The organism is Rhizobium sp. Root1203, assembly GCF_001424945.1.
In the GTDB taxonomy this organism is placed as follows: domain Bacteria; phylum Pseudomonadota; class Alphaproteobacteria; order Rhizobiales; family Rhizobiaceae; genus Rhizobium.
Window position 1 is genome coordinate 22,641 of sequence record NZ_LMCW01000025.1, and the last position, 25,184, is coordinate 47,824.

The following is a 25,184-nucleotide window of genomic DNA, read 5'->3' on the forward strand; positions in this document are numbered from 1 at the left end:
CTCAGTATCGGCGCCAGGGCGTGGAGGTCGGGAGGTAATGCGCTCGATAGCGCATGTGTCGCGCATAGACTTTGCGCATCATCGGGTCCGATTTCGCCATCATGCGGAGCGCGCCGACGACCACGATCCAGATCGCGATGCCGAACAGGGCCGAATAGACGGTCAACACCACGAAGATGAGAATGATCGCCGCGAGCCCGGTCAGCAGCACGAGCTCTCGATCCGCTCCCATCAAGAGGTTCGGCCGCGACAAAGCGCGGTGAATGCGGTTGCGATGAAGCCCAGCTCCGGCGTCAGCCATGACGCCCCTCCCCTCCCCCGACCCGATTTGCATTCGGGACCGCAGTTTGCTCGGCGACAAACGAGCCACCGATCGAAGCGCCGGTCGAGCCGAAAAGGCCGACGATCGTTGTCGCGCCGAGCAGGATCCCTGCGACCAGCACCACATACATCAATCGCCGCGCGAAATCGTTGAGCTCGCCGCCGAAGATCAGCATGCCGCCGGCAATCGCGACTGCAGCCAATGCAATGTACCCGGCGACTGGTCCGGTGATCGATTGCTGGATCTGCTCGAGAGGACCCTCCCAAGGCAGGCTTCCGCCGCCTGAACCTGCAAGCGCCGGCTCCGCAAGCGAGGCGCAAACCAATGCGCCGAGAATTCCCAAACGGAGAAAGCGATTATGCTGCATGACTGTCCTCGTCGATCTGCGGATAGTGTTCTGTCTGGTAGCGCGAGCCGTTGTACCCCTCGACATGGAGGACCTCCCCCACCCGACGGCCCCGGCCGGCGCGCTCGATCGAGATGACGAGATCGACCGCCTCGCCAATTACGGCTTGCATTGGCTGCTGGCTGGCTTCCGATGTCAGTTGCTCAAGGCGCCGAAGCGCCGACATGGCGGAATTGGAATGGATCGTCGTGACACCTCCGGGGTGTCCTGTATTCCAGGCTTTCAGGAGGGTCAGTGCGGCGCCGTCGCGCACCTCGCCTACGATGATGCGGTCGGGACGCAGGCGCATCGTGCTCTTGAGAAGTCGTGCCATGTCGACTGCGTCGCTCGTGTGGAGGCAGACGGCATTTTCTGCTGCGCATTGGATTTCGGACGTATCCTCAAGGATCACCATCCGGTCTTCCGGCGCGGCGGAAACGACCTCTGCGATGACCGCGTTCGCTAGCGTCGTCTTGCCGGAGCCCGTGCCACCGGCGATGACGATGTTCAGCCGGTTCGTGATGGCGCTGCGAATAATCGAAGCATGCGCTTCCGTCATGATCTTTGCTGTTACATAGTCGTCGAGTGGAATGAGCCGCGAAGCGCGCCGACGGATCGTAAATGTTGGCGAGTTGACAACCGGAGGCAAAAGACCTTCGAAGCGGTGGCCGCCGATCGGCAGCTCACCAGAGATGATCGGTCGTTCTCCATCGGCTTCGGACTTGAGAGCGTGCGCCACCGATCCGATGACGGTCTCGGCGGCGGTCGCCTGCATTTCGCCAGCGGGCGCGACGCCGTGACCGAGGCGCTCGATGAAAAGCTTGCCATCTGGATTAAGCATGATCTCGACGACCGTCGGATCTTCAAGGGCAATGCAAAGGTGTTCGCCGAGTGCGTCCTGGAGTTTGCGGACAAGGCGAGAGTGCGACTGAAGCATGGGGAAGCTCGTCTCCTCGTTTGAGTGCAGGAGGAGACAGACCCCGTTGGCCGTGCGAAGTCCACGTGCAAATTTGCACCTCGCGATTTGCTGGTGATTCCGTCACGTTGGTGTCGAAACAACCGCCGAATCGCGGAACTTTCGCCATGACCACCGTCAGGTGCATTGGTTCTCGATGCAGGGCGCAGAGCTGGTACGTCGCGGATGATTCTTCGATTTTGTGCACAAAGTGCGCGTTTGATTAGTTCCGGGACGCGAATGTGCGAGCAAAGATGTTTGTAAGTCAGATAATGGGAAGAGTTGGAGCCTACACGCCAAGCCATTGATTTAATGCGATATGGCATCGCCCGGGTCGACTGAAAGGCGCCACGAAGGATGAGCGTTAAGGTTTTGTTAACTAAAAACGCCTTGCTCAACCTTCAGAATCGGGGCTTAGTGATAATGGCGAAACTAAACCGGTTTCGCGAAAAATACCGCCACTGGCAGAAATTGGGTTTGGAAATGGCGAAGACCGCCGAAAAAGCAGCGCCTGTCTTTGAAGGCTTGACCGCTTTGATGGAGCGCCACGCCGACGCGTTGTCGACCCAGCTTCAGGCACATCATATCAAGGTTTTCCCGCCGACTGCTGAGAAAGGTATCAGAACATTTGGCCCTTCCGAAGCTGCAAAGCTGCTCGGAGTTGGGGAGTCATATCTAAGGCAGATCGTGACCGAGATGCCAGATCTCAATGTCAGCATGAGCCCGGGTGGCCGGAGGATACTTTCGATCGAAGATATCCACGTCATCCGCAAGCACATGGATCAGGTTGGACGGGGTAATCGCCGATATCTGCCGCACAGGCGGGAAGGCGAGCAGCTTCAAGTCATCTCTGTCATGAATTTCAAAGGTGGCTCTGGTAAGACCACCACCGCTGCCCATTTGGCACAGTATCTCGCGATGAGGGGTTATCGCGTTCTTGCGATCGATCTCGATCCGCAAGCCAGCCTTTCAGCTCTTTTTGGCAGCCAGCCCGAGACCGACGTCGGACCGAATGAAACGCTTTACGGCGCCATACGCTACGATGATGAACAAGTGCCGATCGAACAAGTTGTGCGGGGAACCTATATTCCTGATCTCCATCTGATCCCTGGCAATCTCGAACTCATGGAATTTGAACACGATACACCTCGCGCGCTGATGAAGCGCAAGGAAGGTGATACACTGTTCTATGGTCGCATCAGCCAGGTTATCGAGGATGTTGCAGATAATTACGACGTTGTAGTGATCGACTGCCCTCCCCAGCTCGGGTATCTGACGCTTTCCGCACTCACGGCTGCGACATCGATCCTCGTTACAGTCCATCCGCAAATGCTGGATGTCATGTCTATGAACCAGTTCCTGGCGATGACGTCTAATCTTCTCCGCGAAATCGAGAACGCTGGGGCGAAATTCAATTTCAACTGGATGCGCTACCTAATTACGCGCTTCGAGCCCAGCGATGGACCGCAAAATCAAATGGTCGGCTATCTTCGATCGATATTTGGCGAAAACGTTCTCAATTTCCCAATGCTGAAGACCACTGCTGTTTCGGATGCCGGCCTCACGAACCAAACCCTGTTCGAGGTAGAGCGTAGCCAGTTTACGCGCGCCACATATGACCGCGCTTTGGAGGCGATGAACGCCGTTAACGACGAGATCGAGAGCCTGATCAAGAAAGCATGGGATAGACCCACATGAGCCGGAAGCACATTCTCGGCGTCTCGATGGACGCTCCTGAAACATCAGCCGTCGACACTCGTTCGGCTAAAAACCGTACCATGCCCCTTCTTGGCGTATCAAGAAAGGAACGTGATCCGGCCACGAAGCTCACCGCCAATATCGGCAATGCCCTCCGGGAGCAGAATGACCGTCTCGGACGTGCCGAAGAAATTGAACGTAGATTGGCCGAAGGCCAGGCGGTCGTCGATCTCGAGGCTTCCGATGTCGAGCCGTCGTTCGTCCAGGATCGCATGCAAGGCGACCTAGACGGCCTACTTGCTTCGATCCGCGAGCAGGGTCAGCAGGTTCCGGTTCTGGTGCGGCCCCATCCTGAAAAAGCTGGCCGATATCAGATTGCATTTGGGCATCGTCGTTGGCGTGCCGTGATGGAACTTGGCCTCCCACTCAAGGCGGTGGTCAGAGATCTGACGGACGAGCAACTTGTTGTTGCGCAGGGCCAGGAAAACAATGAACGAGAGGACCTGACATTCATCGAGAAGGCGCGCTTCGCCTTCCTTTTGAACAAGCAGTTTCCGCGCGAAACAGTGATTGCCGCGATGTCGATCGACAAAAGTAATCTTTCGAAGATGCTGCTGTTGGTGGGCGCCCTGCCCCCGGATCTCATTGACGCAATCGGGGCGGCTCCAGGCGTCGGGCGACCGAACTGGCAACAGTTGGCGGAGCTGCTGGAAAAGGCGTCGTCGTCGGACGCCACGCGATACGCGGCCTCCGAGCAAGTGCAATCGTTGCCTTCTGCTGAGCGGTTCAAAGCCGTGATTACAAGTCTCAAGCCAATTCGGACCAGCCGTAAGCTTCCGGAAGTTATGATGGCTCCTGCTGGCGACCGGCTTGCACAGGTCACGCAGAGCAAAGCCAAGCTTGAAATCACCATCGACAAGAAAGCCACACCCGATTTTGCGGTCTTCGTGATGGAACAATTGCCCGCTCTCTACCAAGAATATAGAGACCGCAATCAACAGAACGGAGAGTAAGCCGGGAAAAGAAAAAGGCCCCAACAACGTTGCCGCCGTGGAACCCATTTCTGTAGTCCTGAGAAACACAGAATCGCATTTCCACGAATCCTCGTCAAGAGTCTTTGGCACCGTTTTGGTGAGCGGATTTCTTTTGCCATCTTAAAGGTGAAAGATGATGCAAACTGGAAGTGTGACGACGCCCTTTGGGCCTCGGCCGGTTACAATTGCCCTTGTTCGACGGCAAGACGCTTTGGCGGGCATTAAGCAAGGCAAGACTGCTGACAAGTGGAAAGTATTTCGAGATACGGCTGCTGCTAAGGAGCACCTTGGAATCCACTCCAACAGCCTGGCCGTCTTGGATGCCTTGCTGAGCTTCCACCCAGATAGCGAGCTGCGCCACGACGCAAGTCTGATCGTCTTTCCGTCCAACGTACAGCTTGCCTTGCGGGCTCACGGGATGGCTGGCGCAACGCTGCGACGACACCTTGCGTTGCTCGTCGATTCCGGCCTGATTGTTCGCAGAGACAGCGCAAACGGGAAACGCTTCGCACGGAAGGATCGTGCGGGTGAGATTGAGCGCGCGTTCGGTTTCGACCTCTCGCCTCTGCTCGCCCGTTCCGAAGAACTGGCCATAATGGCGCAACAAGTTATGGCCAATCGGGCTGCAATTAGGACGGCGAGAGAAAACCTCACTATCTGCCGTCGTGACGTTCGAAAAATGATCACAGCAGCGATAGAAGAAGGTGTTCCTGGTGACTGGCCTGGTATTGAGGACCTGTACGTCGCGCTCGTCGCTAAGATCCCACGCGTCCCTACCCTGCCAGCAGTCACAGACATTCTCGACGAGATGCGCCTCCTGCAGGAAGAGGTACTCAACAGATTGGTTATTCAGGAAGATTCGGAAATTTCTAGCAGCAATGCTGCCCAAAGTGAGCAGCACATACAGAATTCAAAACCCGAATCCCTTAATGAATTTGAACCTCGCTCTGAAGAGCAGCAGGGGGCGAAGTCGGAGGGAGACCGCGGAAGACAGAACGAGCCGATAAAAGCATTCTCGCTAAATCTAGTGTTGAAGGCTTGCCCATCAATCGTCGATTATGCGCGAGCAGGTGAGATTGGCGGCTGGCGGGATCTGATGTCGGCCGCGGTTGTCGTGCGTTCCGTCTTGGGTGTCAGCCCTTCGGCTTATCAGGACGCCTGCGAGGTCATGGGCGCCGAGAACGCTGCGGCTGCCATTGCGTGTATCCTTGAGAGAGCCAATCATATCAATTCAGCTGGAGCCTATCTGCGAGATTTGACCCGACGGGCACAGCGGGGCGAATTTTCACTTGGTCCTATGCTTATGGCGCTGCTGAAAGCAAATAGTCATGGCGAGTTGCGTGCGGGATAGACGCCAGAGGTATAATCGCGTGTTCTGATAAGAGATATGGTCGCGCTTTATGTGGTCAGCTGACCACCGCTCTAACACATTGAATGTCCTATCTTTTTTCTGATCGGTTTTTGGTTGCGATTCGGAGGATCTTCGCACGAGCTGATCACAGCATTCGGTTAGAATGGCCCCCAGCTGAGTTGTATGGCAATATACGCCGGCTTACGCGTGCGGTCCGCTCTAATTTGACCTGGTTAGCGCTGTTAACTGCGCGGCGTGATTACATTTGAAACTTTGAGGCATGGCTTTAGGTGAGTTGGTTGTCGCGCTCGAATTTGCCTGATGATCCGTCTTGCTAAAGGAGTCTAGCCATGCACTTCACAATCAATGGCCTTGAGGTTGACACATCTGCAGACATACGAACGTCGCTCCCGACCTCCTCCGCAACACGCTCGGCTTCACCGGCACAAAAAAGGGATGCGATCAGGGAGCCCGTGGCGCTTGCACGGTTTTGGTCGATAGAAGAGCGCATAAACTCCTGTGTCGCGCTCGCAGTGGGCTGAGCATCACCACCGTCGAAGGCCTTGCCGTAGACGGCAATTTGCACCCGCTTCAGAAGGCGTTTATTGAACATGATGGCTTCCAGTGCGGCTATTGCACGCCAGGGCAACTCTGTTCCGCCACCGGGATGGCATCGGAGATCGAGCGGAACGTGCTGAAAGGTTCGGCTGGAACCGCCGCAACCAGAAGCCAGGTCAGCTACGCGATGGTGAATGGCTGATCGGCATGGGCTGCGCCACTGCGACCTAGCCCTATCATCGCTTTCCAGACGGCGCAGCGCGGATCACGCTCGCGGTCGATGGCTATGTGACGGTCGCGACAGCCGTACACGAGATGGGGATGGGAACCGCAACAGCGCAGGTTCAGGATATCGCTGCTCGCCTCGGCTTGCCCGTCGAGAATGTTACATTCGAATACGGTGACAGCAGCCTCCCGCGCGGCGTCATCGCCGGAGGGTCTACGCAGACTGCCTCGATAGGAGGAGCTGTCATAGCGGCGACAGAGGTCTTCATTGAAGAAGCTTCTCAAGCTGGCTGGCAATGATTCACCCCTTGGTGGACTGTCGTTCGAAGACGTCGGGTTGAGAGATGGCGGAATTGGTCATCGGCAAGACCACCAACGGTTCGAAACCTATCAGTCCATTTTGCGCAGGCAGGGCGAGAGGAATGCCAAGGCGAAGCACCGCCGCACGCCGAGATGGAGGCCCTCTCGATGCATTCCTATGGCGCTCAATTTTGCGAGGTGAGGGTCAGCGAAATAACCGGAGAAACACCGGTGTACTCGTAGATGTTGCTGCCTGCCGATCGGATAATCGCACCGCGGACGGTATGTAGCATTCAATCACCGTGGTGAATGACCACGATGCCAATTGAACGTCGGATGCTTTCACCGTTGATGAGGAGAAGCCAAACGTGGTGAAGGCCGTCTCCATTGTGATGCTGGCCGCGGGTTGTCCACTCGAATGCGGTAGGGAAAACTCAACTGATACTGCAAACATAGGCGATCGCTTACACGGCCAGCTTTTGGCCCGCTTAGCCCGGCAGCGACCCCCTTTCGGGAAGAACGTCCAAAATCTTTCCGGGAAGCGGGAGGCGGGCGTCTGGAACCGCTATAGTACCTTTGCTTATGATCCGGAAAGATTTGAAAGCGATCGCGAAGGGTCTCGGTGCAGCGATCGTCAACGAGGTTGAGCCTGCTCCGGCCCTAATATCTGAAACCGCGTTGTTCGTCGCCTGCAACTGACGTCGAATTTCATCGCTCAGCCGAACCGCAAGATTAGATTTTCCTGACATCCGAATCTCTAATGTGCTCACCATTAGGAACTGGAAGGCAAAGTCGATGAAGAGCTTGGATGACGGGACATCCAGAGCTAGACGTCGGCTAATCGCAAGGCGTTCATCATAGTGAGGCAGCGTGATCCCCGCAGCAGAAAATCCTCCGAAGGCGCAACGAAACGTTATGTCTCTGGATGTCGCTACCAATTCCTCAGCATGACGAAACGGAACGTCGATCAGATGAAGCGCATGTCTGACGATGAGCGCCATGTTTGCCGGCGTTTTCTTTCCACCCTCGTCGGAGAGTCTTTCCTCATCTTCCTTCGGGAGATCGGCAGCCCGATCTGCCGACGAGCCGAGGACATTGGATAACCCGTCGCCGAGGGTTCGCGCCGCTGCGACGCCGCGAGCCCCGTGGTCGCGCGAAAGGATAATAGGCTCGGGAACCCGCGCGAATCGCCGAGGGAGAAATGCCGGTTGAAAGCCGGTTGCGTTCAGCGTTGTTACCATGGGATCAAGCATGATTTTCGGGACCCGTGAGAGGTTTTGAGGCGCAATGGCTGCAAGGCCACGTCAACCTTGCAATACCAGATTGTGTTCGAATCGCTTATCGTTTAGTTTAACTCAACAAGTCAGAGACTATAGATTGCCACACTATTTCAAGAAATTAGTTTGTGCGAGGGTGCCATGCAACTACCCGAGAAAATTGATAGCCTGTCCGACGAAGAAGCTCTTCAAGCTCTCAACTTAGCCGTCAGTGGTGTGGCCGCCCATGAGCCCGAACTTGCGAAGTTGAAGTTTTTGTCGGACGCTTGGGTCAAACTGACTGCTGAGCTCGGCAACACCGCGATCGCTCGCAGAGACGACGAGATTGGCGGCCGTCCAGAACAGGCGCAGGCAGCACGGCTCGCCTTGAAAGAATGGGCACAGATCGACGAACTCGCGCCGCGAGTCGAGGCAGCCCTCGCGCATGATCGGAAGCTCCTCATTGAACCAGTCACGGCAGCCCTTGTCCTCGCCGCGATCGTCGTTGTGTTGCAGACCCAGGTAAGCTTGTCGGTCGAAAAGAAAAACGGAGAAACATCGGTCAAGTTCGACCTCTCGAAAAAGGCGACTGCGGACGGCATAGTCAAGAAATTCTTCGGCTTTTTCAGCTAGGCGTTCCAATGGTCGGCAAGGCATCGCCGCTCAGGTTTTTTCTGCTTGGCAAGGTAGACAAAAGCAAACCCGAGCAGATCATCAAGACATTTGTTGAATGGAACCATGCCCGCGCCGTACAGACGCTTAGCCTGCGTACCGAGGAACTATCCAGCGTCATTTCGGCTATCGCCGAGCTAAGAGGCCATGTCGAAGGTAATGTCGGCGTTTTTGATCGCGCGGCGCTTCGCAAACTCGGCGAACATCTCTTCGGGATTTTGATTACCGGGCAAGCCCGTATCCTTTTCGACCAGGTAACCGGTCGCATGAAAAGCCTGGGTAAGGAAACGTTACCCCTTGAGATCATTGCTGAAGATCACGAGATCGCTGGCTGGCCCTGGGAATATGTCTTCGATCCGCATGGTGAACAGTTTCTGTCGCAGGAATTCCATCCGATTTCGCGAAACGTTTTTTCGCTGGATCCGCCCCGACCAATTCAGGCCAAAAAAGACAAACTGCGGCTTTTGATCATCTTGGGTGTACCAATAGATGATCCTTACATAAGTCCGGCAGAAGAACTGAAGTCGATCGAAAACGTATTTTCGGCGCATCTGGACGTGCGTTCTTTCGAGCTGCACATTCTGAACCCTGGAGACATTCATCGATTACAGATGGAGTTACAGAACCAAGCCTATGATATTGTACACTTCTTCGGGCACGCCGGCTTCGACGCAGACGAAGGTACCGGGTATCTCGCCATCGCAGTTCCAGGGGAAAAACCCCTACGGATTATGGCAGAGGATTTCGCGAAGTTCATTAGCAGAAAGAAGAGCGTAAAGCTTGTCTTTCTAAACGCCTGCAAGACGGCAACATCTTCATCAGAATTCAGTCCTGCAAGAAGCTCAGTTGCTGGTGCTCTCGTCTTGCGTGGAGTGCCGGCGGTGGTCGCAGCACAATTTTCACTTCCAGATCAGACAGCCCATATTCTCGCCGCGACCATCTATAACAGCCTACTCTACGGTCAGCCGCTCGGTGAGGCTATCCGGGCCGGCCGAACAGTGTTGTCTCTCGAGACGCGGACACGAGTGTTCGACTGGGGGATCCCTGTTCTCTATACAGCATCGCCAAGCGCAAAACTGTTTTCCCTTCAGACGAAGCAGCCGGCCAGCTACGCTACTCTCTATCAAGCTGGGACGACAGGTTCCGATTTCGTCGAAGCGCTCGCCAAGGCAGGCGGGGAGGGCACCAGTCAGCCATCCGTGATAGCTTCTGCGGCGCTCGACGCCGTGAATCAGCACAGGATCAAAGTGGCAATCGTCGACTTCGATGCAAAGGCGGGATTTCTTCCCGAACTCGTTGAGGCGGCTAACAAGGCGCAGACCTACTACGAATTCAGGGTCGCCTACATTCCGTTGCCAAGCGATTATGTACGCACCGACGAGAAGGAGGGCGGACAAACCTATGTGCCGCGGCTCAGATCGTATTTGGAACCAATGCCTGCGAAACTCGGGGTCGATCACGTCTGCTGCCTCACCCAGCACATGGTAGCGAACGAAACCCACTTCAACCTCTTCATGTCTGCGCTGACGGATGAAAGACGGGTCATGGTCGTTTCGACAAAAGACCTCCGGAAATTTGCCGCTGAGGCGCACACATCGTTCGCCAAGACCGTATTCTCGCTATGCCTGTCAGCGGTCATGTGGGCCGACAAGCGTTGGGGTCTAGAGTATCACCAGGAGACCGCGGGCTGCCCGATGGACTACTGCGAAGTCCGATCCCACATCACAGTCGGCTTGCGCAAAATGAAGTTCGATCATGAGCCCTGCCGCAGCAAGATCCGTGATGAGCAGATGCTGGCAGCGCTCGATGCGCTGGCAGCGCTCGACTATCGCGAGCAATAGCGATGAGCATAAGCCGGGGTCAACCCTAGTTGTCCCGAAAGGAAATATGGAACCTTGCAGCCATGCCTGAATCGCAAACCTATGACGGCGTATACGTCTACCTGACCAACGTTGCAGCTTTTCGTCCGGGAGATGTCGTTCTGACGCAGAACCGGCACACCCGATCAGCGGCGGCCTTGCGCGAGGCGGAGCTCATCGCCGCGCGTAGCGGTGGAGACTTCAGTCATGTGCTGATCTGCGCGGAGACCCCGGCTTTCATTGAAGCGCTGGCCGATGGCGTCGGTGCGGTAACTTTTCAGGCGTCTTTCTGCCACGATCTCGAGAATGTTCAGGTGTTGCGCTATCATAACGAAGACATCGCTCGCACGGCTGCGGATTGGGCTGTGCATTTCCATGGGCAGCGCTACTCTGTCAGGAAAGCTCGTAGCGCGATATCGGGCACCGATGTGGATTTCCGCGATGACGATGGCACGTTCTGTTCGGCTTTCGTGGCGGAGGCCTATCTGAATGCCGGCGCAAGAGAGTTCGAGGGCACGTCTGCATTGAAATATACGCCAGCCTCTTTCGAGCGTATCGGTGGCTTTCAGGTTATCACCCCGACAGTTTTTGAGCGCGACCTTGCACCGCTCAACGCGGAGACTATGACGGCACTCGATGGTGACCGGGCGTCCTCGCCGGCCCGTGACCAGCGGGTCCTCTACCGGAATTTCATCGAAAGCGTTGCTACTGACCTTGATGCGCTCTTTTCCTCGGGTGACGAGAGCAGACCGCAAACCTTTTATAAGTGTCTGGAATATCTGCGTCGGAGCTTCCAACACGGACATGGCCCGCAAAGTGAAGATCTCACCAGGTTGGATGATCATCTCCATGAAGCCATGACGGATGGCCGGCTTGATCTGATGTTTAAAGAGATATCCGCGAAGGATGAACCTGCCATCCAGCGGATCATTATTGAATCTTTCGAAAGGGATCCGGATTTCGATCTGCAGGACCTGCGTCGCATGAGAGAAGCGACTTTAAAACAGATCGAGGAAAGAAGCGCGGCATTGGGTTCTGCGAGCCAGAGGGCGTCTGCATCGAAATCATGGAACCGATGGCTTCAGCTTTCCCTCAATGTCATTCGCCAGCTTGAACTTCGCAACTTTGCTTTGGGCGAGGTCCTGTCGCGTGTCGAAGCTTGCTAGTGGTCAAGGTGACGAAGCAACTAAAAGTAATCGAAAATTGTCGTCGCGAGAGCCCGCCGCAAAGTCGTAGGTTACGGCAGTGCTTTGGGGGCGGCTGCGATCACTAAAGAAGTCGTGCCGCTCGTCCTGTTCGCCTGGTTGCGTTGTTGTAATAACTAGAGGCCTGCTGGACCGATCTATGGCGGGACTGCTCCATGGCTTCTGGCAAAGGAACGCCACGATTGGCGGCCTCTGTGAGATAACCCGACCGCAGCCCGTGCGCGGAAAACTCCCCCGGCTCCAACCCGGCCATCTCCGCCCGCTGCTTGACGATCTGATTGACCGCACCCGGCTCCAGCGCCCGCTTCGAAACATTGGCCCAACGATCGACCTTCCGAAAAATGCTCCCGCTTTCGATTTTCGCCGCCGCCATCCATACGTTCAACGCATCCACCGGCCGACCCGTCAGGTAGACGACCTCATCGTGTTCCGAGCCGGATGTTTTGGTGCGACCCAGATGGATGGCGAGAGAGGGCAGGGGAGGGGCGCCCTCGACGGTGATCGGCGGCTCGACCGTCAGCTGCTCTTTGCGCAAACCAGCAATCTCACTGCGACGCCGTCCCCCCGATGCAAAAGCCACCATCAGGATTGCCCGGTCACGGATGTCGCGCAGGCTGTCCGTTTTGCACGTGGCAAGCAGCTTTGCCAGGACGTCGCCGGTGACCGCCTTGGCGCTTTTGCGTTTCCTCGGCCGCGGCGTCGCCCGCACCGCAAGGCGGATCGCGGACTTCAGCGAAGGGGAGGAGAAGACACCTGTCAGGCCGCGCCATTTCGTCAGCGTCGACCAGCTGGCAAGCCGCCGGCGCACAGTGTCAGGCGCGTGCGGCCCGGGGGATCGAAGGAAGCGTTGCTCGCGCAGGCTCTGCTCGACATCAACTGGCATCCCGTGGTGAGGATCAACTTCGCGCTGTTCGGGCTGCCAGAGATGGTGGGCGACGAATTTCAGCAGCAGCGCTTCGGGTGCCGGCCAAGGGAGGGAAGCGCTGGTCGCGGCGAGCGACCAAGCCTGCAGATAGGCGAGGTCGGAGGTGAGTGCGCGCAGGGTGTTTTCGCCCATACCCTCGTTGACGAGGTGGCGAAGGGTTTCGATGTCCTGATCAGTCAGCAGTTCGGCCAGTTCATCACGCCGATCGACCGGTAGCACGCTCGCAATGGTGTCGAGCTCGTCAGCGCGTCGATCGACGGCAGTCTTTGAAAGGGAGGATTTGGCCACAGAAAAACTCCGGATCGACGGTTTAGGCGGCCGAGCGCGCCGTGCGTTGCCCTGTTTTCTCTGATTTGGGTCCGGAAATCAATCACCTCCGATAAGGGATACTTATCGATGGTTATTGCGCCAAGTGTCAATCATACGATGTAAGGAACCCTAATTGTCATCTAGCGTTCCTTTAGCAAATCATTTACCATGATTTCAATGGCTTACGATCTCGCGAAAATCAGTATGACTACCCTGATGGAGCCGGCATTCCGCGCCAGTATCGCGCTTACGCGTCTGGACGAGCGTATCGCCCGTTCGCCGGTCGGCCGGGGCTTCCTCGAACGCTCGCACTTCACCGACGCCTGCGCGTCGCTTTGGATCGATGGCGAGCTCGTCCATCTAGAAGATCTCGTCCTCCACGACGATGTCCGCGATATTCGCACACCGACCCATGAGCTGACAATCGCCCGCGATGTGCTGCGGACCCGCCGGCGCATCGCCGGCCAATCCCCAGATTGGGCGCTATCCGCAGAGGGTATCCGGACTTTGCGACAAACGTCGGACATCACGTCGGCCGGTGCAGACGAGGGAGAGACGGCCGGCGGCATTCGCACGCTGCGCCAGGCGTGGCCTGGAGCATCAGACGGCCTTGACCGCACCGCGAACGAGACGAGCGCCGAGCTCGCCAAAATGGTCGATCCGCAAGGGGAGGAGGACGACGTCGATGACGTCGAGAAACTCCCGGGTGTCGACTACACCGCGATCGATGCGGTGCTGGCGCGGTCGGAAGCAGCGATCGAGAACGCAAGGCGGCCCAGGCGTGGCGGCGACCAAGACAAAGATCCGATGATCTATGATCTCGACTGGGACGAGGATGCGCGGTTGGACGAATGGCGCGGCGTATTGCGGCAGGCAAACGACCTGCCGGCGGTGCTGCAGGCGATGATTGCCCTCGATGCTTGGAACGAGCTTTCCGTGCTTCAGCACGCGCCTTGGCTCGGTCGGCTGTTGTCCGCCTCGATCCTGCGCCATGCCGGCATCACTAGCGGCGCGCATCTTGCCGCCATCAACCTTGGCTTGAAAACCATTCCCGTGGGTCGGCGCCGCCATCGAGACCGGGAGACGCGGCTGCTGTCCATCGCCCACGGGTTTTTGGCGACCGCCGAGATCGGGCTGAAGGAACATGACCGGCTGACGTTGGCGAAAGCGATGATGGAACGAAAGCTGGATGGACGCAGGACATCGTCAAAATTGCCGGAGCTGGTCGAACTGGTGATGGCAAAGCCGCTGGTGTCGGCAAAAATGGTGGCCAAGACGCTCGAGGTCACGCCGCAGGCGGCGCGGCGGATCGTTTTGGAACTCGGGCTGCGCGAGATGACGGGGAGGGGGAGGTTTCGGGCATGGGGTGTCACTTAGGGAGCGATCGGCTGGCGGCGACGGGCTCAGTTCCGCGTGGAAAACAACCGAATGCGCCTTGCCCTGCCTGTTGGGGTCAGGACAAGAGTAGTTCAAAATCCTGCGCTAAGTTCGAACGGAGCGTGAACCTACGCCTCGTAGCCGCATGATCGTCTGCCGGGAAGTTGCGAATTTCCTCGCGATGGCCGAAACACTCATCCCCACTTCCAGATCGTCACGGGCATCCTGCTTCTGTTTTTCGCTGAGCGTCGAGGGGCGGCCGAGCGTTTTGCCATCTGCCTTTGCACGCTTGAGGCCAGATTGCGTCCTTTCGATCAGCAAATCCCGTTCGAACTGAGCGACGGCGTTGAGCACATTCATGGTCATCGTGCCGGCCGAGCTGGTGAGATCAGCGCCACCGAGGGCGAGGCAATAGACACGCACACCCATTTCGGCCAGCGTTTTGACCGTGGTGCTGACATCAATGGCGTCACGGCCGAGACGGTCGAGTTTGGTCACGATCAGGACGTCCCCCGATTCCAGCCGATCCATCAGCTTGGAAAATCCGCGGCGCTGCGCAATGGCGGTGCTGCCGGAAACTGTCTCGGTGACGAGACGGCGAGGCTCGACGTGGAAGCCGGCGGCTTCGATTTCCTGAATTTGGTTCTCGGTGGTCCGTCCGGTCGTGGAGACACGGACATAAGCGAAAGTGCGCGGCATAAGGCTCCAATTCGTCCGAATAGGCTGTCCGAAATATTCGGACTGTTCGTAATTATGTCAAGGTAATTTGTGGACAGAGTGTTTTGTCCCTGTACGGAATCGGACCTTTCCGTACAGGGCACAGTCATTGGTGCGCAAAAGTAGGGAGTAGCAAATGGCCAAGCGGAAACTTCTCAAAGTTCAGGACCGGTCGGCGCTTTTCGATATTCCCACCGACGAGGATAGCCTGATCCGCCACTATTCCCTGTCACCGGCCGACCGGCTTGAAATCGAGGTCCGCAGACGGGAGCATAATCGGCTCGGCTTTGCGGTGCAGCTCTGCCTGATGCGTTATCCGGGCCGCACGCTCATGGCAAACGAGATGCCGCCCAAGGCGATGCTCAACTATATTGCCGAACAAATCGGAGCCGATCCAGCTTCATTTGATATGTACGCCCGCCGGGAAGAGACGCGCATGAATCATGTAGCTCACTTGCTGGGCTATCTGGAAATGAGGAGTCCTACAGCGGAGGATCGTCGCGCTGTCCTGCTGTCAGCAATTGAGACTGCCTCAACGACCGACAAGGGTGTGACGATTGCGAACACCATCATCGTCACATTCCGAGAGCGCCGGGTTCTGCTACCGGTAGCGAACGTGATCGAACGCATGGGCTTGGCAGCCCGCGCCATTGCCCGCCGTCGCGCCGAGGCGGCACTGATCTCGGATCTTGTTCCGGAAACACTGCAGATGCTGGATGGGCTGCTGGAGGTCGACCCGGCGATCGGCCAGACACGCTTTCACTGGCTGCGGTCGGCTCCGGACGCTCCGGGTGCGCTGAACCTGGTCGGATTGACTGAGCGCATTGCATTCCTGCGCACCCTCGGGATCGACCCGCGTTTGCAGGCCCGGATCGCTTCGGGACGGTGGGACCAGATGGTCCGGGAGGGCGATGCCACACCAGCTTGGCTCGCCAACGACTTCAATGCCAGTCGCCGGCGGGCGACGATCGTGGCGCAGATCATCAAGCTCGGCCAGAAACTCACTAACGATGCGGTGATGATGTTCATCAAGCAGATGGGCCGGTTGTTCTCCCAGGCCAATAACCGCAAAAAGCAACGTCATATGGGCGCTCGCCTGGAAACGACCAAAGCATTGCGGCTGTTCCTCGACACGATCGTCGCTCTGCAGACAGCCAACGATGCCGACGCAGACCCTATGACTACGTTGGATAGGCAAGTTGGCTGGCATCGGCTGCTGCAGATCAAACCCGGCCTCGAAGCCATGGTGGAAAGCAACGATGTGTCGGCGCTGATGACGGCGGCCGAGCAACACGCGACCGTCCGCAAATATGCCGGCGCCTTTCTCCAGACGTTCACCTTTCACTCGCGGCGGCGGCACGATCCGCTGCTTGCTGCCGTCGCCACCCTGAAAATGCTCTATGCGGACGGACGCCGCGTGTTACCCGTTCGCGTTCCGGTCTCCCATCTGGCAAAATCGGAACGCGAACTGATCTTCGAAGACGAAAAGCCGGATCGGCGGCTTTATGAAATCGCGACGCTGGCTCTATTGCGTGATCGGCTGCGCTCGGGAGATGTCTGGGTCGAGGGCAGCCGCGCATTCCGGCCGATCGATGAACATCTGATGCCGAAGCCAGCATTCGTTGCACTCAAGGACGAAGACAAACTGGGTCTCGGCGTGCCGGGCGACGGTGCGGCTTGGCTGGCCGAAATCCGGCAGATGATGGACTTCAACCTGAAGCGGCTCGCATGGCGCGTCCGCTACGGAAAGCTCGAGGGCGTGAGGATGGAGAACGGAACGCTGATCGTGACGCCCCGGGTAAGCGACGTTCCCGCCGCGGCGGAAGCTCTCAATGCCGAAATCAGCGAAATGTACCCACTCGTCGAAGTCCCTGATCTGCTCCGGGAGGTGCATGAATGGACCGGATTCGCTGATCAGTTCACTCATGTCCGGACGGGAGACGCGCCGCAGAACATATCCGCCATGCTGGCCGGCGTGCTCGCAGATGCCACGAATCTCGGCCCGAAACGCATGGCAGGGGCCTCGAAAGGCATCAGCGCCCATCAAATCGGCTGGATGCGCAGCTTCCACGCCCGCTCAGAAACCTATCGCGCTGCGCAGGCCAGCGTGACCGACGCTCATACGCGCCATTCCCATTCCCAACTCTGGGGAGACGGGACAACAGCGTCATCGGACGGGCAGTTCTTCCGGGCTAGCGACCGCGCTGCCAAGCGCAGCGACATAAACCTGCACTATGGCAGCGAGCCGGGGACGAAATTCTACAGCGGGCTTTCCGATCAATGCGGCTACTTCAGCATTCTGCCGATCAGCCCGACCGAGAGCGAGGCCGTCTATGTGCTCGACGGCCTGTTCGACCACGACACGATTTTGGAGATTGAGGAACTGTTTACGGATACCGGCGGCGCCAGCGATCATGTCTTTGCCCTGTTCTCCCTGATCGGCAAGCGCTTCGCGCCCAGGCTGCGCAACATCAAGGACCGGAAATTCCATACTTTCGAGAGGGCTGATGCCTATCCGGTGCTGGCCAACCATATTGGAGCACCCATCAACACCGCTCTCATTCTGGAGCATTGGGACGATCTCTTGCGCCTGGCCGCGTCGATCACGACGCGCACGGTTGCGCCGTCGACGATCCTCAAAAGGTTGTCCGCCTCATCGAAATCCAGTGACCTGGCCAAAGCGCTGCGCGAGCTTGGCCGCATCGAACGTACCCTGTTCATGATCGAATGGTATTCCAGCCCGGCGCTGCGCCGCCGGTGTCAGGCCGGTCTCAACAAGGGTGAAGCCGCGCACAAGCTCAAGCGTGCCGTGTTCTTCCACGAGCGCGGCGAAATCCGTGACCGGTCTTTCGATAGCCAGGCATTCCGGGCATCGGGCCTCAATCTGGTCGTGAGCGCGATCGTGCATTGGAACACCGTCTATCTCAGCCGCGCCACGGCCCATCTGCGCCAGCAGGGACGAATTGTTCCCGACGATCTTCTCAAGCACATCTCGCCGCTCAGTTGGGAACACATAAATCTCACCGGCATCTATTCCTGGGATGCCGAGCAACAGATGCCGGAAGGCTTCAGGCCATTGCGACTTGCCGGCAGAATGCTACGGGCCGCGTAACATGGGGGGGCGGCCTTCATAATTGGGCCGAGATTTCTTTATCTATATCGTTCGAAGTCAACATCAAGAGAGACTGTGATGACCTTGATTCGCTATCTTGTCGCCGGAACATATCTATTAGCCTTGGCTGCTCCGGCCACCGCCTTTGCTCAGGAAAAGCCTTTGAATTTAAATGGCGAATGGACGACCGATTGTCTCGCCATCGGGAAAAATGACAGGCATGGCTACATCACGCGCATCACGATCAAAGACAAGGAAGTGACAGCGACTTCGCAGATCTACGCCAAAAACTCGTGCCAAACACCGACGGTGCAGGTCAATTTTAAGGGAGAACTTGTCCACGAGGAGTCTGATGGCGATCTTGGACGGATCGAATATGCCGTGCGTTCCATTACTACGACACCGAACATCAAGGACGTTGTCGACCATTATAATAAAGATACTCCTGATCAGGCAGGGTGCGGGTTGAAGGGCTGGGAAGAAAACGCTGCACTCTCGGTGGCCGGAAAAACCTGCGGTCCATTCAGCTTCGCTGCGGAAGGGACACACCTCTTTGATACCGTTTGGATCGAAGGGAATCAGCTCCGCTTCGGCGCGTTTCCTACCGTATGGACCAACACGTCTCCTGAAAAAGCGCCATCAAAACCTTCAGAAACAGCATATCACCGTACCGGCAAATAGGTTCCTCCTCCGTTCTGTCTTAGCGCAGGATTTTTAGCTGCTCTTGTTCTGCCCCCAGATGGGCGCATCCGAGAGCGCCAAATTGCAGCCGGTCGAATTTGATGTGCTGACTGAATGTTTACGCCTTAGGCACGGATCGCTGTAATAAAACGTGATTGATTGCGTCAACGTCGCGGTCAGCCGAAAGCTAAACCCCTGCGTTGCAAGCGTAAGTCGATAGCCCTCAGGGCGCCCAAGATCCAACTACGGGCCACGGAATCGCAAAACCAAGTCTGCGCCTCACGCTTGCCACCAGGGGATGCAACCAGGCGCGCTAATTACTTGAAAATATTGCTTATTTTGGATTGTCGGTCAGACCATATCCTGCTGGTTCTCGTTTGTCGCGAGCTCGCCGAACAGAAGGCGCGCCGCCGACTGCTGCTTGACAACATTTTCAGGTTGCAATAGCTTTCAAATCACACCTGGGGCGCCCCGGAAACGAGGCTGAGATACCGCTACCGCCTTTAAGGCATCGCGTTAACCCGTTGAACCTGATCCAGCTAATACTGGTGTAGGAAGAGTGGCTATGGAAAAGAATTACTCCCTCAAAAGACGGCATCAATTTTCGACTTCCGCCGCAGCAAATCGAACGAACTCTTACGGCTGGCCTGTCTAGGGTAAACGCACTGCATTTCGCAGTTGCATCTCGACGCCGATCTAACCGAACGTTTCAACTGCTTTCGACCTAACGCGCAGCTTAGATGCCGCGTGAACAGCTATTGCCGTCCTTAAAACCGGTTGCGATGCCGTTGCGCAGTCGGCGCGCGAGGTCACGACGCTTGTCCAGTGTACCATCAGAAATATAGGAGATTGTCTGATGAATATTCAGGTAAAAGACCAATATATGCAGCCGCGAATTGAGAGATTGGGCGACTTCCTTGGGGATAAACTCTTCGAGAGTACCTTGTGGGGTCATGAATACGACCTCACTCACCTGAACAATGCTCTGGCTGAGAGGATCAAGCAGGGGCAATTCAAACGCATGGTCTTTTACGGCATGGGCTGCTCTTCAGTTGTTTCCGATATCGTCAAAGGATTCTTTCTGACGAAGAATATTCCAATCCACGTCGATGTCGTGAATGACTACGATTACAAGTGGTTCATCGACGAAGGCGTTCTTTTGCGCGACGATACCCTGATCTTCATCGTTTGCTACAGCGGTTGGTCGGTCGAGCCGTGTATTTTCTACGACCGTATGAACGAGTTGACCGGCAACAAAAATCTCATCGTACTCAGTGGCGGCGGAAAGATTGCCAAACAGGCCGTCGATGACGGCAACTCCATGATTCAGTATAAACTTCGGCATGCCGACCGAGAGTATCCCCTCTACCATGTCCAGCAGTTCTTCTCGATTTTCCTCGACCTCTTTTACAAGTTGGGAATCACGTCGGAGAGTTATGAGAACGACCTGAGAGCGGCTGTCGATTATCTGAAAAATACGTTCGATGACGCGACACGGCGCCGCGCGTTCGACATCGCGAAAAAGCTTCAGAACAGCCGCATCGTCCTCCTCGCGACCGCGCGGTGGTATGTCCAGCTACTGAAACAGACAACTATGTTCCTCAACGAGATCGCTATGGTCCCGACACATCGGAACTTGCTGCATGAATTCTCCCACACCGAAGTAGCCGCTTACTCGGCACCAAGCGAAAAGCAGTCGCTGATCGTCTTCCTCGATAGTGACGACGACGAATACACGCACCAGAAAGTGGCGACGATGGAGCGCCTCTTCGCCGACAAGAGCCTCTATCAAAATCAAAACATCGAATTCGTCCGGATCGACATCGATCAGGATGACTTCTTCAAAAAGTTCTACTTCACGCATTTTTTTATGGTCGAGGTGGCGTTTTATCTTGGCCAGATGGCGAATGTCACTGGCCGGGACCTGATCTCGGTTGCGGCGAAGAACCCCTGGTGGAGCAAAGAGTCTATCAGCGAGCATCCAAGTTGCGTCGATATTCCCGGGGACCTAAGCGACACCATCAAGCAAAGCATTGAGATCGCCTGAATCGTGAGGCGACGCGCTTGCGCGCGTTGCCTCCTCCGAGGAGGATTAAACGTTGAAACAGCTAATCTCGATCGTGACCGGTGGGAGCCGCGGCGTCGGAAAGTTTCTGTGCAAGGAACTTTCCAACGTCATGCCCGTCCTCAATATTTCCCGAGGCCAAACGCCGACGTCCGACCTGAAGACAAAGTTCCCGATCTACGAACTGGTTGCCGACCTTAGGGAACCCGCCGATGTTGAGATACGTATCGGCAGCTGGTTGGACGAGCACCCGGATTATCGGGTGGTAAACCTAGTTTTGAATGCCGCCAATTTATCCCTTGGTACGCTTCAACACGCGCAGCTCGCCGATCTGGAAGCGATTTTTCGCACTAACGTTTTCAGCACGATTCTTATCACGAGCTTAATATCGAGGAGATGCGTGTTTTCCGAAGAAGGTAGCCAAGTCACCTACCTGACTTCGTCACTAGCTCGAGCAGAGCCGGCTTTAACCTTTGCAGGAATTGGCCTCTACAGCGCTACCAAAGCAGCGATCAGCCGACTTGCCATGGTGCAGGCGCGAGAATTTGCTCTGACAAGTCCTTATGTTCGTGTCGCGAGGGTCCATCCCGGCATCGTCGATACAAGCATGCAAACCGAATTGCGGTCGAGCTCTGTGGTCGATCCGAGTTTCGCGCTGAAGACCGAGGGACTTCCACCATATAGATCGGGTGACTGGAATTGCATCGACCCTTCAGGTGCGATGCGGACCATATCGCCTGAAATGGCCGCCGACTTTGTGCTGTGGGCGTGTGGGCATGGGGATCATCAGGCAAGGGAATTCGACTACTACTCAACGATCGAATACCACCTCGAACGCGATCGCCGTCTTGCTGCGCTTGGCTTGCCCTCTGCCGCGGCTGATCCGGTGGGAAGCAGGGTGCTGGCATGACGATCGCGACTAAGGAGTTCTATCACTCTGCCACAAGCGGGCTCCTGGCTAACTCGGCCGCCGCGCACGAGGGGATCGAATTGCTGCCTCGGTCCTGGGACACGCTGATATATGTACCCAGCATCGCCTTGGGACCACTTACCCGCAGACATTTGACCGGACTGGATTTCTTTCAGGAGCGGAATTACTATTTCATCCGCGCGTTAAGCGATCCGGCAAAGCAAATTATTTTCGTATTATCGGAAGCGATGCAAGACGATCTGCTGCGTGCCCATACAGATCTGTTGCTTCGCACCCACAATATTCCCGCCGAAGCCTTGCGGAACCTTCATGTCGTGAAGGTTCACCAGCCAGCTGGCATCTCGCTAAGCGCGGCGGTGCTTAATAGCCGGCAGGCAATTGAACAACTTCGCGACTTGGTTCGGGAGCGAACTGCCGGATTTGACTTTTGGACAGTCGGACCCGACGAGATTGCTTTAGCGAATGCATTCTCTCTACCCCATATCGGTATGCCAGCTGATCTGGTCGGCGCAGACAGCAAAGCTGAAGCGAAAAGCATCTTCAAGAAAGTGGGTTCAAGAACTCCTCAGGACTTTGGTGTTTTCTTCGATACCGACAGCTTGTTCCGTCACCTTAAGGCCGGTGATTTGCCGTCCTCGGGGGCGTTGCTCCTCAAACTCAATCACGAGGAGGGCGGCAACGGAATCGCCCGCCTTCGCACTGAAAGCCAATTCAATACTGTCGATGCGGTACGTTCGGCCATCAAAGTAGATAAGCCCTATATCGTTCTCGCTGAATTCGAAGAACAGATGCGCCAACAAGGTGCACTTGTCGAAACGTTGATTTCCGAGAACATTATTGCGTCGCCCAGTGCGAAGATGTGGATCGACGACAGTGGCGAGGTCCATTGCGTCGCCACGCATGATCAGATCCTTCGTGATTCGATGTATCTTGGATGCCGGTTTCCCGCGGATTCCGCTTACAGAACAAGGCTTCGCGAAACATCCCTAATAATCGGACGAGAGTGTGCCCGAAGAGGATGGAGAGGGATTGTCTCGGTTGATTTCCTTGTGACGGGCAATAGGCAAAACCAGCGCGATCTCAAAATTTGGGCAATCGAAATCAACGCCCGAAAGGCAGCTACCACCCATCCCTATTTCTGGACAAAAATCCTGACGGGTGCCTCATACAATTCACAAACAGACATGCTGGAGGTGGATGGACGTGAGGTCGTATATCAATCTTCGGAATATATTAGCTCGCCTTTGCTCGCTGAGATGTCCGGATCGGATGTCTTGAAACTCATCGACCAGGCGCGACTTGCATACGACCCCAAAACGAGAAGCGGGGTGATCGTACACATGCTGAGCTGTGCGATGACGCACCAGAAGATCGGCGTGACCTCGATTTCAACGGATCACGATACGGCGGAGCGGCATATCAAAGACGTGCAATATCTCCTGGCCCCGCCTCTTCCGCAGTGAGGCAACTGCAGGCTCATGTTTTTGGCCACTCCAAGGCATATGCATTGGTGTGGGCGGCATAAACTACGCTGCGGATCAGCACTAGCAAAGGAACGTTTTCATGACGCAGAACGCCTTATTAATCGTCGAATCCGAAACGCCGCTGATTATCAAGTCTCGGAATGCTGACACCCTTCAGAACTTCGTCACGGACCATGCGAGAGAGATAGAATCAAAAATTGCAGAACATGGAGCAGTCCTTTTGCGCGGCTACAAAGCGGACGGCGACAATACGCTTGCCGCGTTATTCGAGTCGCTCTGGTCCACACCATCGGCATATGTGTATCGTTCAACACCAAGAACAAACGTGGGGAATGGCGTTTACACAGCCACGGAGTATCCGAAGAACCAAGAAATACCAATGCACAACGAGAATGCTTACCAACGAGACTGGCCGACCAGGATCGGTTTTCATTGTGTCACGCCGGCCGACACGGGTGGGCAGACTCCCCTCGCAAATGTCAGCTATGTTACGGCCCGGCTCGATCCGGCAGTTGTCTCTGTTTTCCGAGAGCGAGGAGTGTCGTACGTCCGAAATTATTCGGAGTTCGTTGACCTCCCATGGCAAACCGTTTTTCAGACCGACAGCAAAAGCGATGTCGAGGAGTTTTGCGTCGAGAATGATATCGCTTTCGAATGGACGGATGAGGGGTTGAGGACCCAACAGGTTTGCCAAGGCACTGCGATCCATCCCGAGAACGGCGAAGAACTATGGTTCAATCAGGCGCAACTATTCCACGTGTCCAGCCTTGGACCTGAGATGGCCGCCAGCATGATAGACACATTTGGCGTGCGTGGATTGCCCCGGAATGCCTATTTCGGAAATGGCGAGGCCATACCTGACGACGTAATCGCTCACGTCACTCATGCTTTTGAGCAGGAAAAGATAATTTTCAATTGGCTGAAAGACGATGTCCTCCTTCTCGACAATATGCGCTTTGCTCATGGTCGGAGGCCTTTTACAGGAGCCCGGCGTGTCCTCGTCAGCATGGGACGGCCTTTTTCCGGCGTGACCCAACAGTAATTTGAGGGACACTGACAATGGCGGATCACCTTAATATTGCGCGTAGCGCCGAGCGAGATGCTGTTCTTGAGGGCTGGAACGCGACATCCCATGTTGTGCCGGAGGCGTTGTTGCCGGCTCGCTTTGAAGCCCAGGCGGCCCGCACNGCCGAGCGAGATGCTGTTCTTGAGGGCTGGAACGCGACATCCCATGTTGTGCCGGAGGCGTTGTTGCCGGCTCGCTTTGAAGCCCAGGCGGCCCGCACGCCCGATGCTGTGGCTTTGCGGTTTGGCGATGCGCAGGTGAGCTATGGCGATCTGAACCGGCGTGCCAATCGGCTGGCGCATCGTCTGATCGATGAGGGAGTGGGGCCGGAGAGCGTTGTTGGCCTGTGCCTGGGGCGTTCGATAGAGATGGTCGTCGCACTTCTGGCGGTCCTGAAGAGCGGAGCGGCCTACCTGCCGCTCGATCCGGATTATCCCGCCGATCGTCTCGCCTTCATGCTTGACGACGCCAAGCCGAGCCATGTGTTGACCGCCGCCGCACTCTCGGGCCGTCTTCCCGCCGGCATCCGCAAGCTGGAAGTCGACAGGGTCGACCTGGCTGGGAGCCGCGAGGATGATCCGACAGACGAGGACCGCACGGCGCCGCTGACAGCAGCGAATGCCGCTTATATCATCTATACATCCGGTTCGACGGGACGGCCCAAGGGCGTCGTGATCGAGCATGCCGCTTTGCGCAA

General features: G+C 56.5%; 20 protein-coding genes, 2 pseudogenes and 1 riboswitch. Of the genes and pseudogenes, 16 read left to right on the plus strand and 6 right to left on the minus strand.

All coding sequences use genetic code 11. The features are described 5' to 3' along the window. Window position 1: 1 nt before the first annotated feature. Genes ASC97_RS22470 through trbB form a run of 3 tightly spaced genes read right to left on the minus strand, consistent with a single transcriptional unit; the run spans window position 2 to window position 1,644 of the window. Window positions 2-301, minus strand: coding sequence for a conjugal transfer protein TrbD (locus tag ASC97_RS22470; protein WP_057470575.1), 300 nt, complete (start codon window positions 299-301; stop codon window positions 2-4). Further along, a complete protein-coding gene (locus tag ASC97_RS22475) occupies window positions 294-689 on the minus strand; it encodes a TrbC/VirB2 family protein (RefSeq protein WP_057470576.1) in 396 nt (131 codons plus the stop codon). The genes ASC97_RS22470 and ASC97_RS22475 overlap by 8 nt, the downstream gene beginning before the upstream one ends. Next, window positions 679-1,644, minus strand: coding sequence for a P-type conjugative transfer ATPase TrbB (trbB, locus tag ASC97_RS22480; protein ID WP_057470577.1), 966 nt, complete (start codon window positions 1,642-1,644; stop codon window positions 679-681). Before trbB ends, ASC97_RS22475 begins: the two co-directional genes overlap by 11 nt. Window positions 1,645-2,145: 501 nt before the next feature. On the opposite strand from trbB, the gene repA reads away from it, so the two are divergent. The 5 genes and pseudogenes from repA to ASC97_RS35510 form a co-directional block, all read left to right on the plus strand. Continuing rightward, entirely contained in the window at window positions 2,146-3,360 is a 1,215-nt protein-coding gene (gene repA, locus ASC97_RS22485; protein ID WP_057470578.1) for a plasmid partitioning protein RepA, read from the plus strand. Continuing rightward, entirely contained in the window at window positions 3,357-4,373 is a 1,017-nt protein-coding gene (gene repB / locus ASC97_RS22490; RefSeq protein ID WP_057470579.1) for a plasmid partitioning protein RepB, read from the plus strand. Before repA ends, repB begins: the two co-directional genes overlap by 4 nt. 157 nt (window positions 4,374-4,530) lie before the next feature. Next, window positions 4,531-5,745: a plasmid replication protein RepC gene (gene repC, locus ASC97_RS22495; RefSeq protein ID WP_057470580.1), complete on the plus strand. Its 1,215-nt coding sequence runs from the start codon at window positions 4,531-4,533 to the stop codon at window positions 5,743-5,745. A gap of 412 nt (window positions 5,746-6,157) precedes the next feature. Beyond that, window positions 6,158-6,505, plus strand: a pseudogene (locus ASC97_RS33260) ((2Fe-2S)-binding protein); the annotation flags it as partial. 59 nt (window positions 6,506-6,564) lie between these two features. After that, window positions 6,565-6,828 (plus strand): annotated as a pseudogene (locus tag ASC97_RS35510) (molybdopterin cofactor-binding domain-containing protein); the annotation flags it as partial. Window positions 6,829-7,316: 488 nt separating this feature from the next. Here ASC97_RS35510 and ASC97_RS22510 read toward each other — a convergent pair. Beyond that, a complete protein-coding gene (locus ASC97_RS22510; RefSeq protein WP_057470583.1) occupies window positions 7,317-8,081 on the minus strand; it encodes a hypothetical protein in 765 nt (254 codons plus the stop codon). Window positions 8,082-8,246: 165 nt separating this feature from the next. On the opposite strand from ASC97_RS22510, the gene ASC97_RS22515 reads away from it, so the two are divergent. From ASC97_RS22515 to ASC97_RS22525, 3 genes are all read left to right on the plus strand, one after another. After that, a complete protein-coding gene (locus ASC97_RS22515; protein WP_057470584.1) occupies window positions 8,247-8,717 on the plus strand; it encodes a hypothetical protein in 471 nt (156 codons plus the stop codon). Between the two features lie 8 nt (window positions 8,718-8,725). Next, window positions 8,726-10,597, plus strand: coding sequence for a CHAT domain-containing protein (locus tag ASC97_RS22520; protein WP_057470585.1), 1,872 nt, complete (start codon window positions 8,726-8,728; stop codon window positions 10,595-10,597). A gap of 62 nt (window positions 10,598-10,659) precedes the next feature. Further along, window positions 10,660-11,781 carry a hypothetical protein gene (locus ASC97_RS22525; RefSeq protein ID WP_057470586.1) on the plus strand — a complete coding sequence of 374 codons (1,122 nt, stop codon included), beginning with the start codon at window positions 10,660-10,662 and terminating at the stop codon, window positions 11,779-11,781. Between the two features lie 103 nt (window positions 11,782-11,884). On the opposite strand, the gene ASC97_RS22530 is transcribed toward ASC97_RS22525, so the two are convergent. After that, window positions 11,885-13,033, minus strand: coding sequence for a tyrosine-type recombinase/integrase (locus ASC97_RS22530; protein ID WP_057470587.1), 1,149 nt, complete (start codon window positions 13,031-13,033; stop codon window positions 11,885-11,887). 189 nt (window positions 13,034-13,222) lie between these two features. On the opposite strand from ASC97_RS22530, the gene ASC97_RS22535 reads away from it, so the two are divergent. Further along, entirely contained in the window at window positions 13,223-14,431 is a 1,209-nt protein-coding gene (locus ASC97_RS22535; protein ID WP_057470588.1) for an RHE_PE00001 family protein, read from the plus strand. Window positions 14,432-14,536: 105 nt separating this feature from the next. Here ASC97_RS22535 and ASC97_RS22540 read toward each other — a convergent pair whose 3' ends face one another. After that, on the minus strand, window positions 14,537-15,130 hold the full coding sequence (locus ASC97_RS22540; protein ID WP_057470589.1) for a recombinase family protein: 594 nt from the start codon (window positions 15,128-15,130) through the stop codon (window positions 14,537-14,539). A 154-nt stretch (window positions 15,131-15,284) separates the two neighbouring features. Here ASC97_RS22540 and ASC97_RS22545 point away from each other — a divergent pair, with 154 nt between their 5' ends. From ASC97_RS22545 to ASC97_RS22575, 7 genes are all read left to right on the plus strand, one after another. Then, complete coding sequence (locus ASC97_RS22545; protein ID WP_057470590.1) at window positions 15,285-18,260, plus strand: Tn3 family transposase; 2,976 nt, start codon at window positions 15,285-15,287, stop codon at window positions 18,258-18,260. A 78-nt stretch (window positions 18,261-18,338) separates the two neighbouring features. After that, window positions 18,339-18,941 carry a hypothetical protein gene (locus ASC97_RS22550; RefSeq protein ID WP_057470591.1) on the plus strand — a complete coding sequence of 201 codons (603 nt, stop codon included), beginning with the start codon at window positions 18,339-18,341 and terminating at the stop codon, window positions 18,939-18,941. Window positions 18,942-19,393: 452 nt separating this feature from the next. Further along, a riboswitch (TPP riboswitch) is annotated at window positions 19,394-19,516 on the plus strand. Window positions 19,517-19,797: 281 nt separating this feature from the next. Further along, entirely contained in the window at window positions 19,798-20,988 is a 1,191-nt protein-coding gene (locus ASC97_RS22555; RefSeq protein WP_057470592.1) for an SIS domain-containing protein, read from the plus strand. A gap of 52 nt (window positions 20,989-21,040) precedes the next feature. Continuing rightward, complete coding sequence (locus tag ASC97_RS22560; protein WP_057470593.1) at window positions 21,041-21,916, plus strand: SDR family NAD(P)-dependent oxidoreductase; 876 nt, start codon at window positions 21,041-21,043, stop codon at window positions 21,914-21,916. Then, entirely contained in the window at window positions 21,913-23,400 is a 1,488-nt protein-coding gene (locus ASC97_RS22565; RefSeq protein ID WP_057470594.1) for a peptide ligase PGM1-related protein, read from the plus strand. The genes ASC97_RS22560 and ASC97_RS22565 overlap by 4 nt, the downstream gene beginning before the upstream one ends. 100 nt (window positions 23,401-23,500) lie before the next feature. Beyond that, a complete protein-coding gene (locus ASC97_RS22570) occupies window positions 23,501-24,463 on the plus strand; it encodes a TauD/TfdA family dioxygenase (protein ID WP_057470595.1) in 963 nt (320 codons plus the stop codon). 209 nt (window positions 24,464-24,672) lie between these two features. Continuing rightward, window positions 24,673-25,184: AMP-binding protein (locus tag ASC97_RS22575; protein WP_210171776.1), on the plus strand; the 512-nt coding region annotated here is incomplete at its 3' end.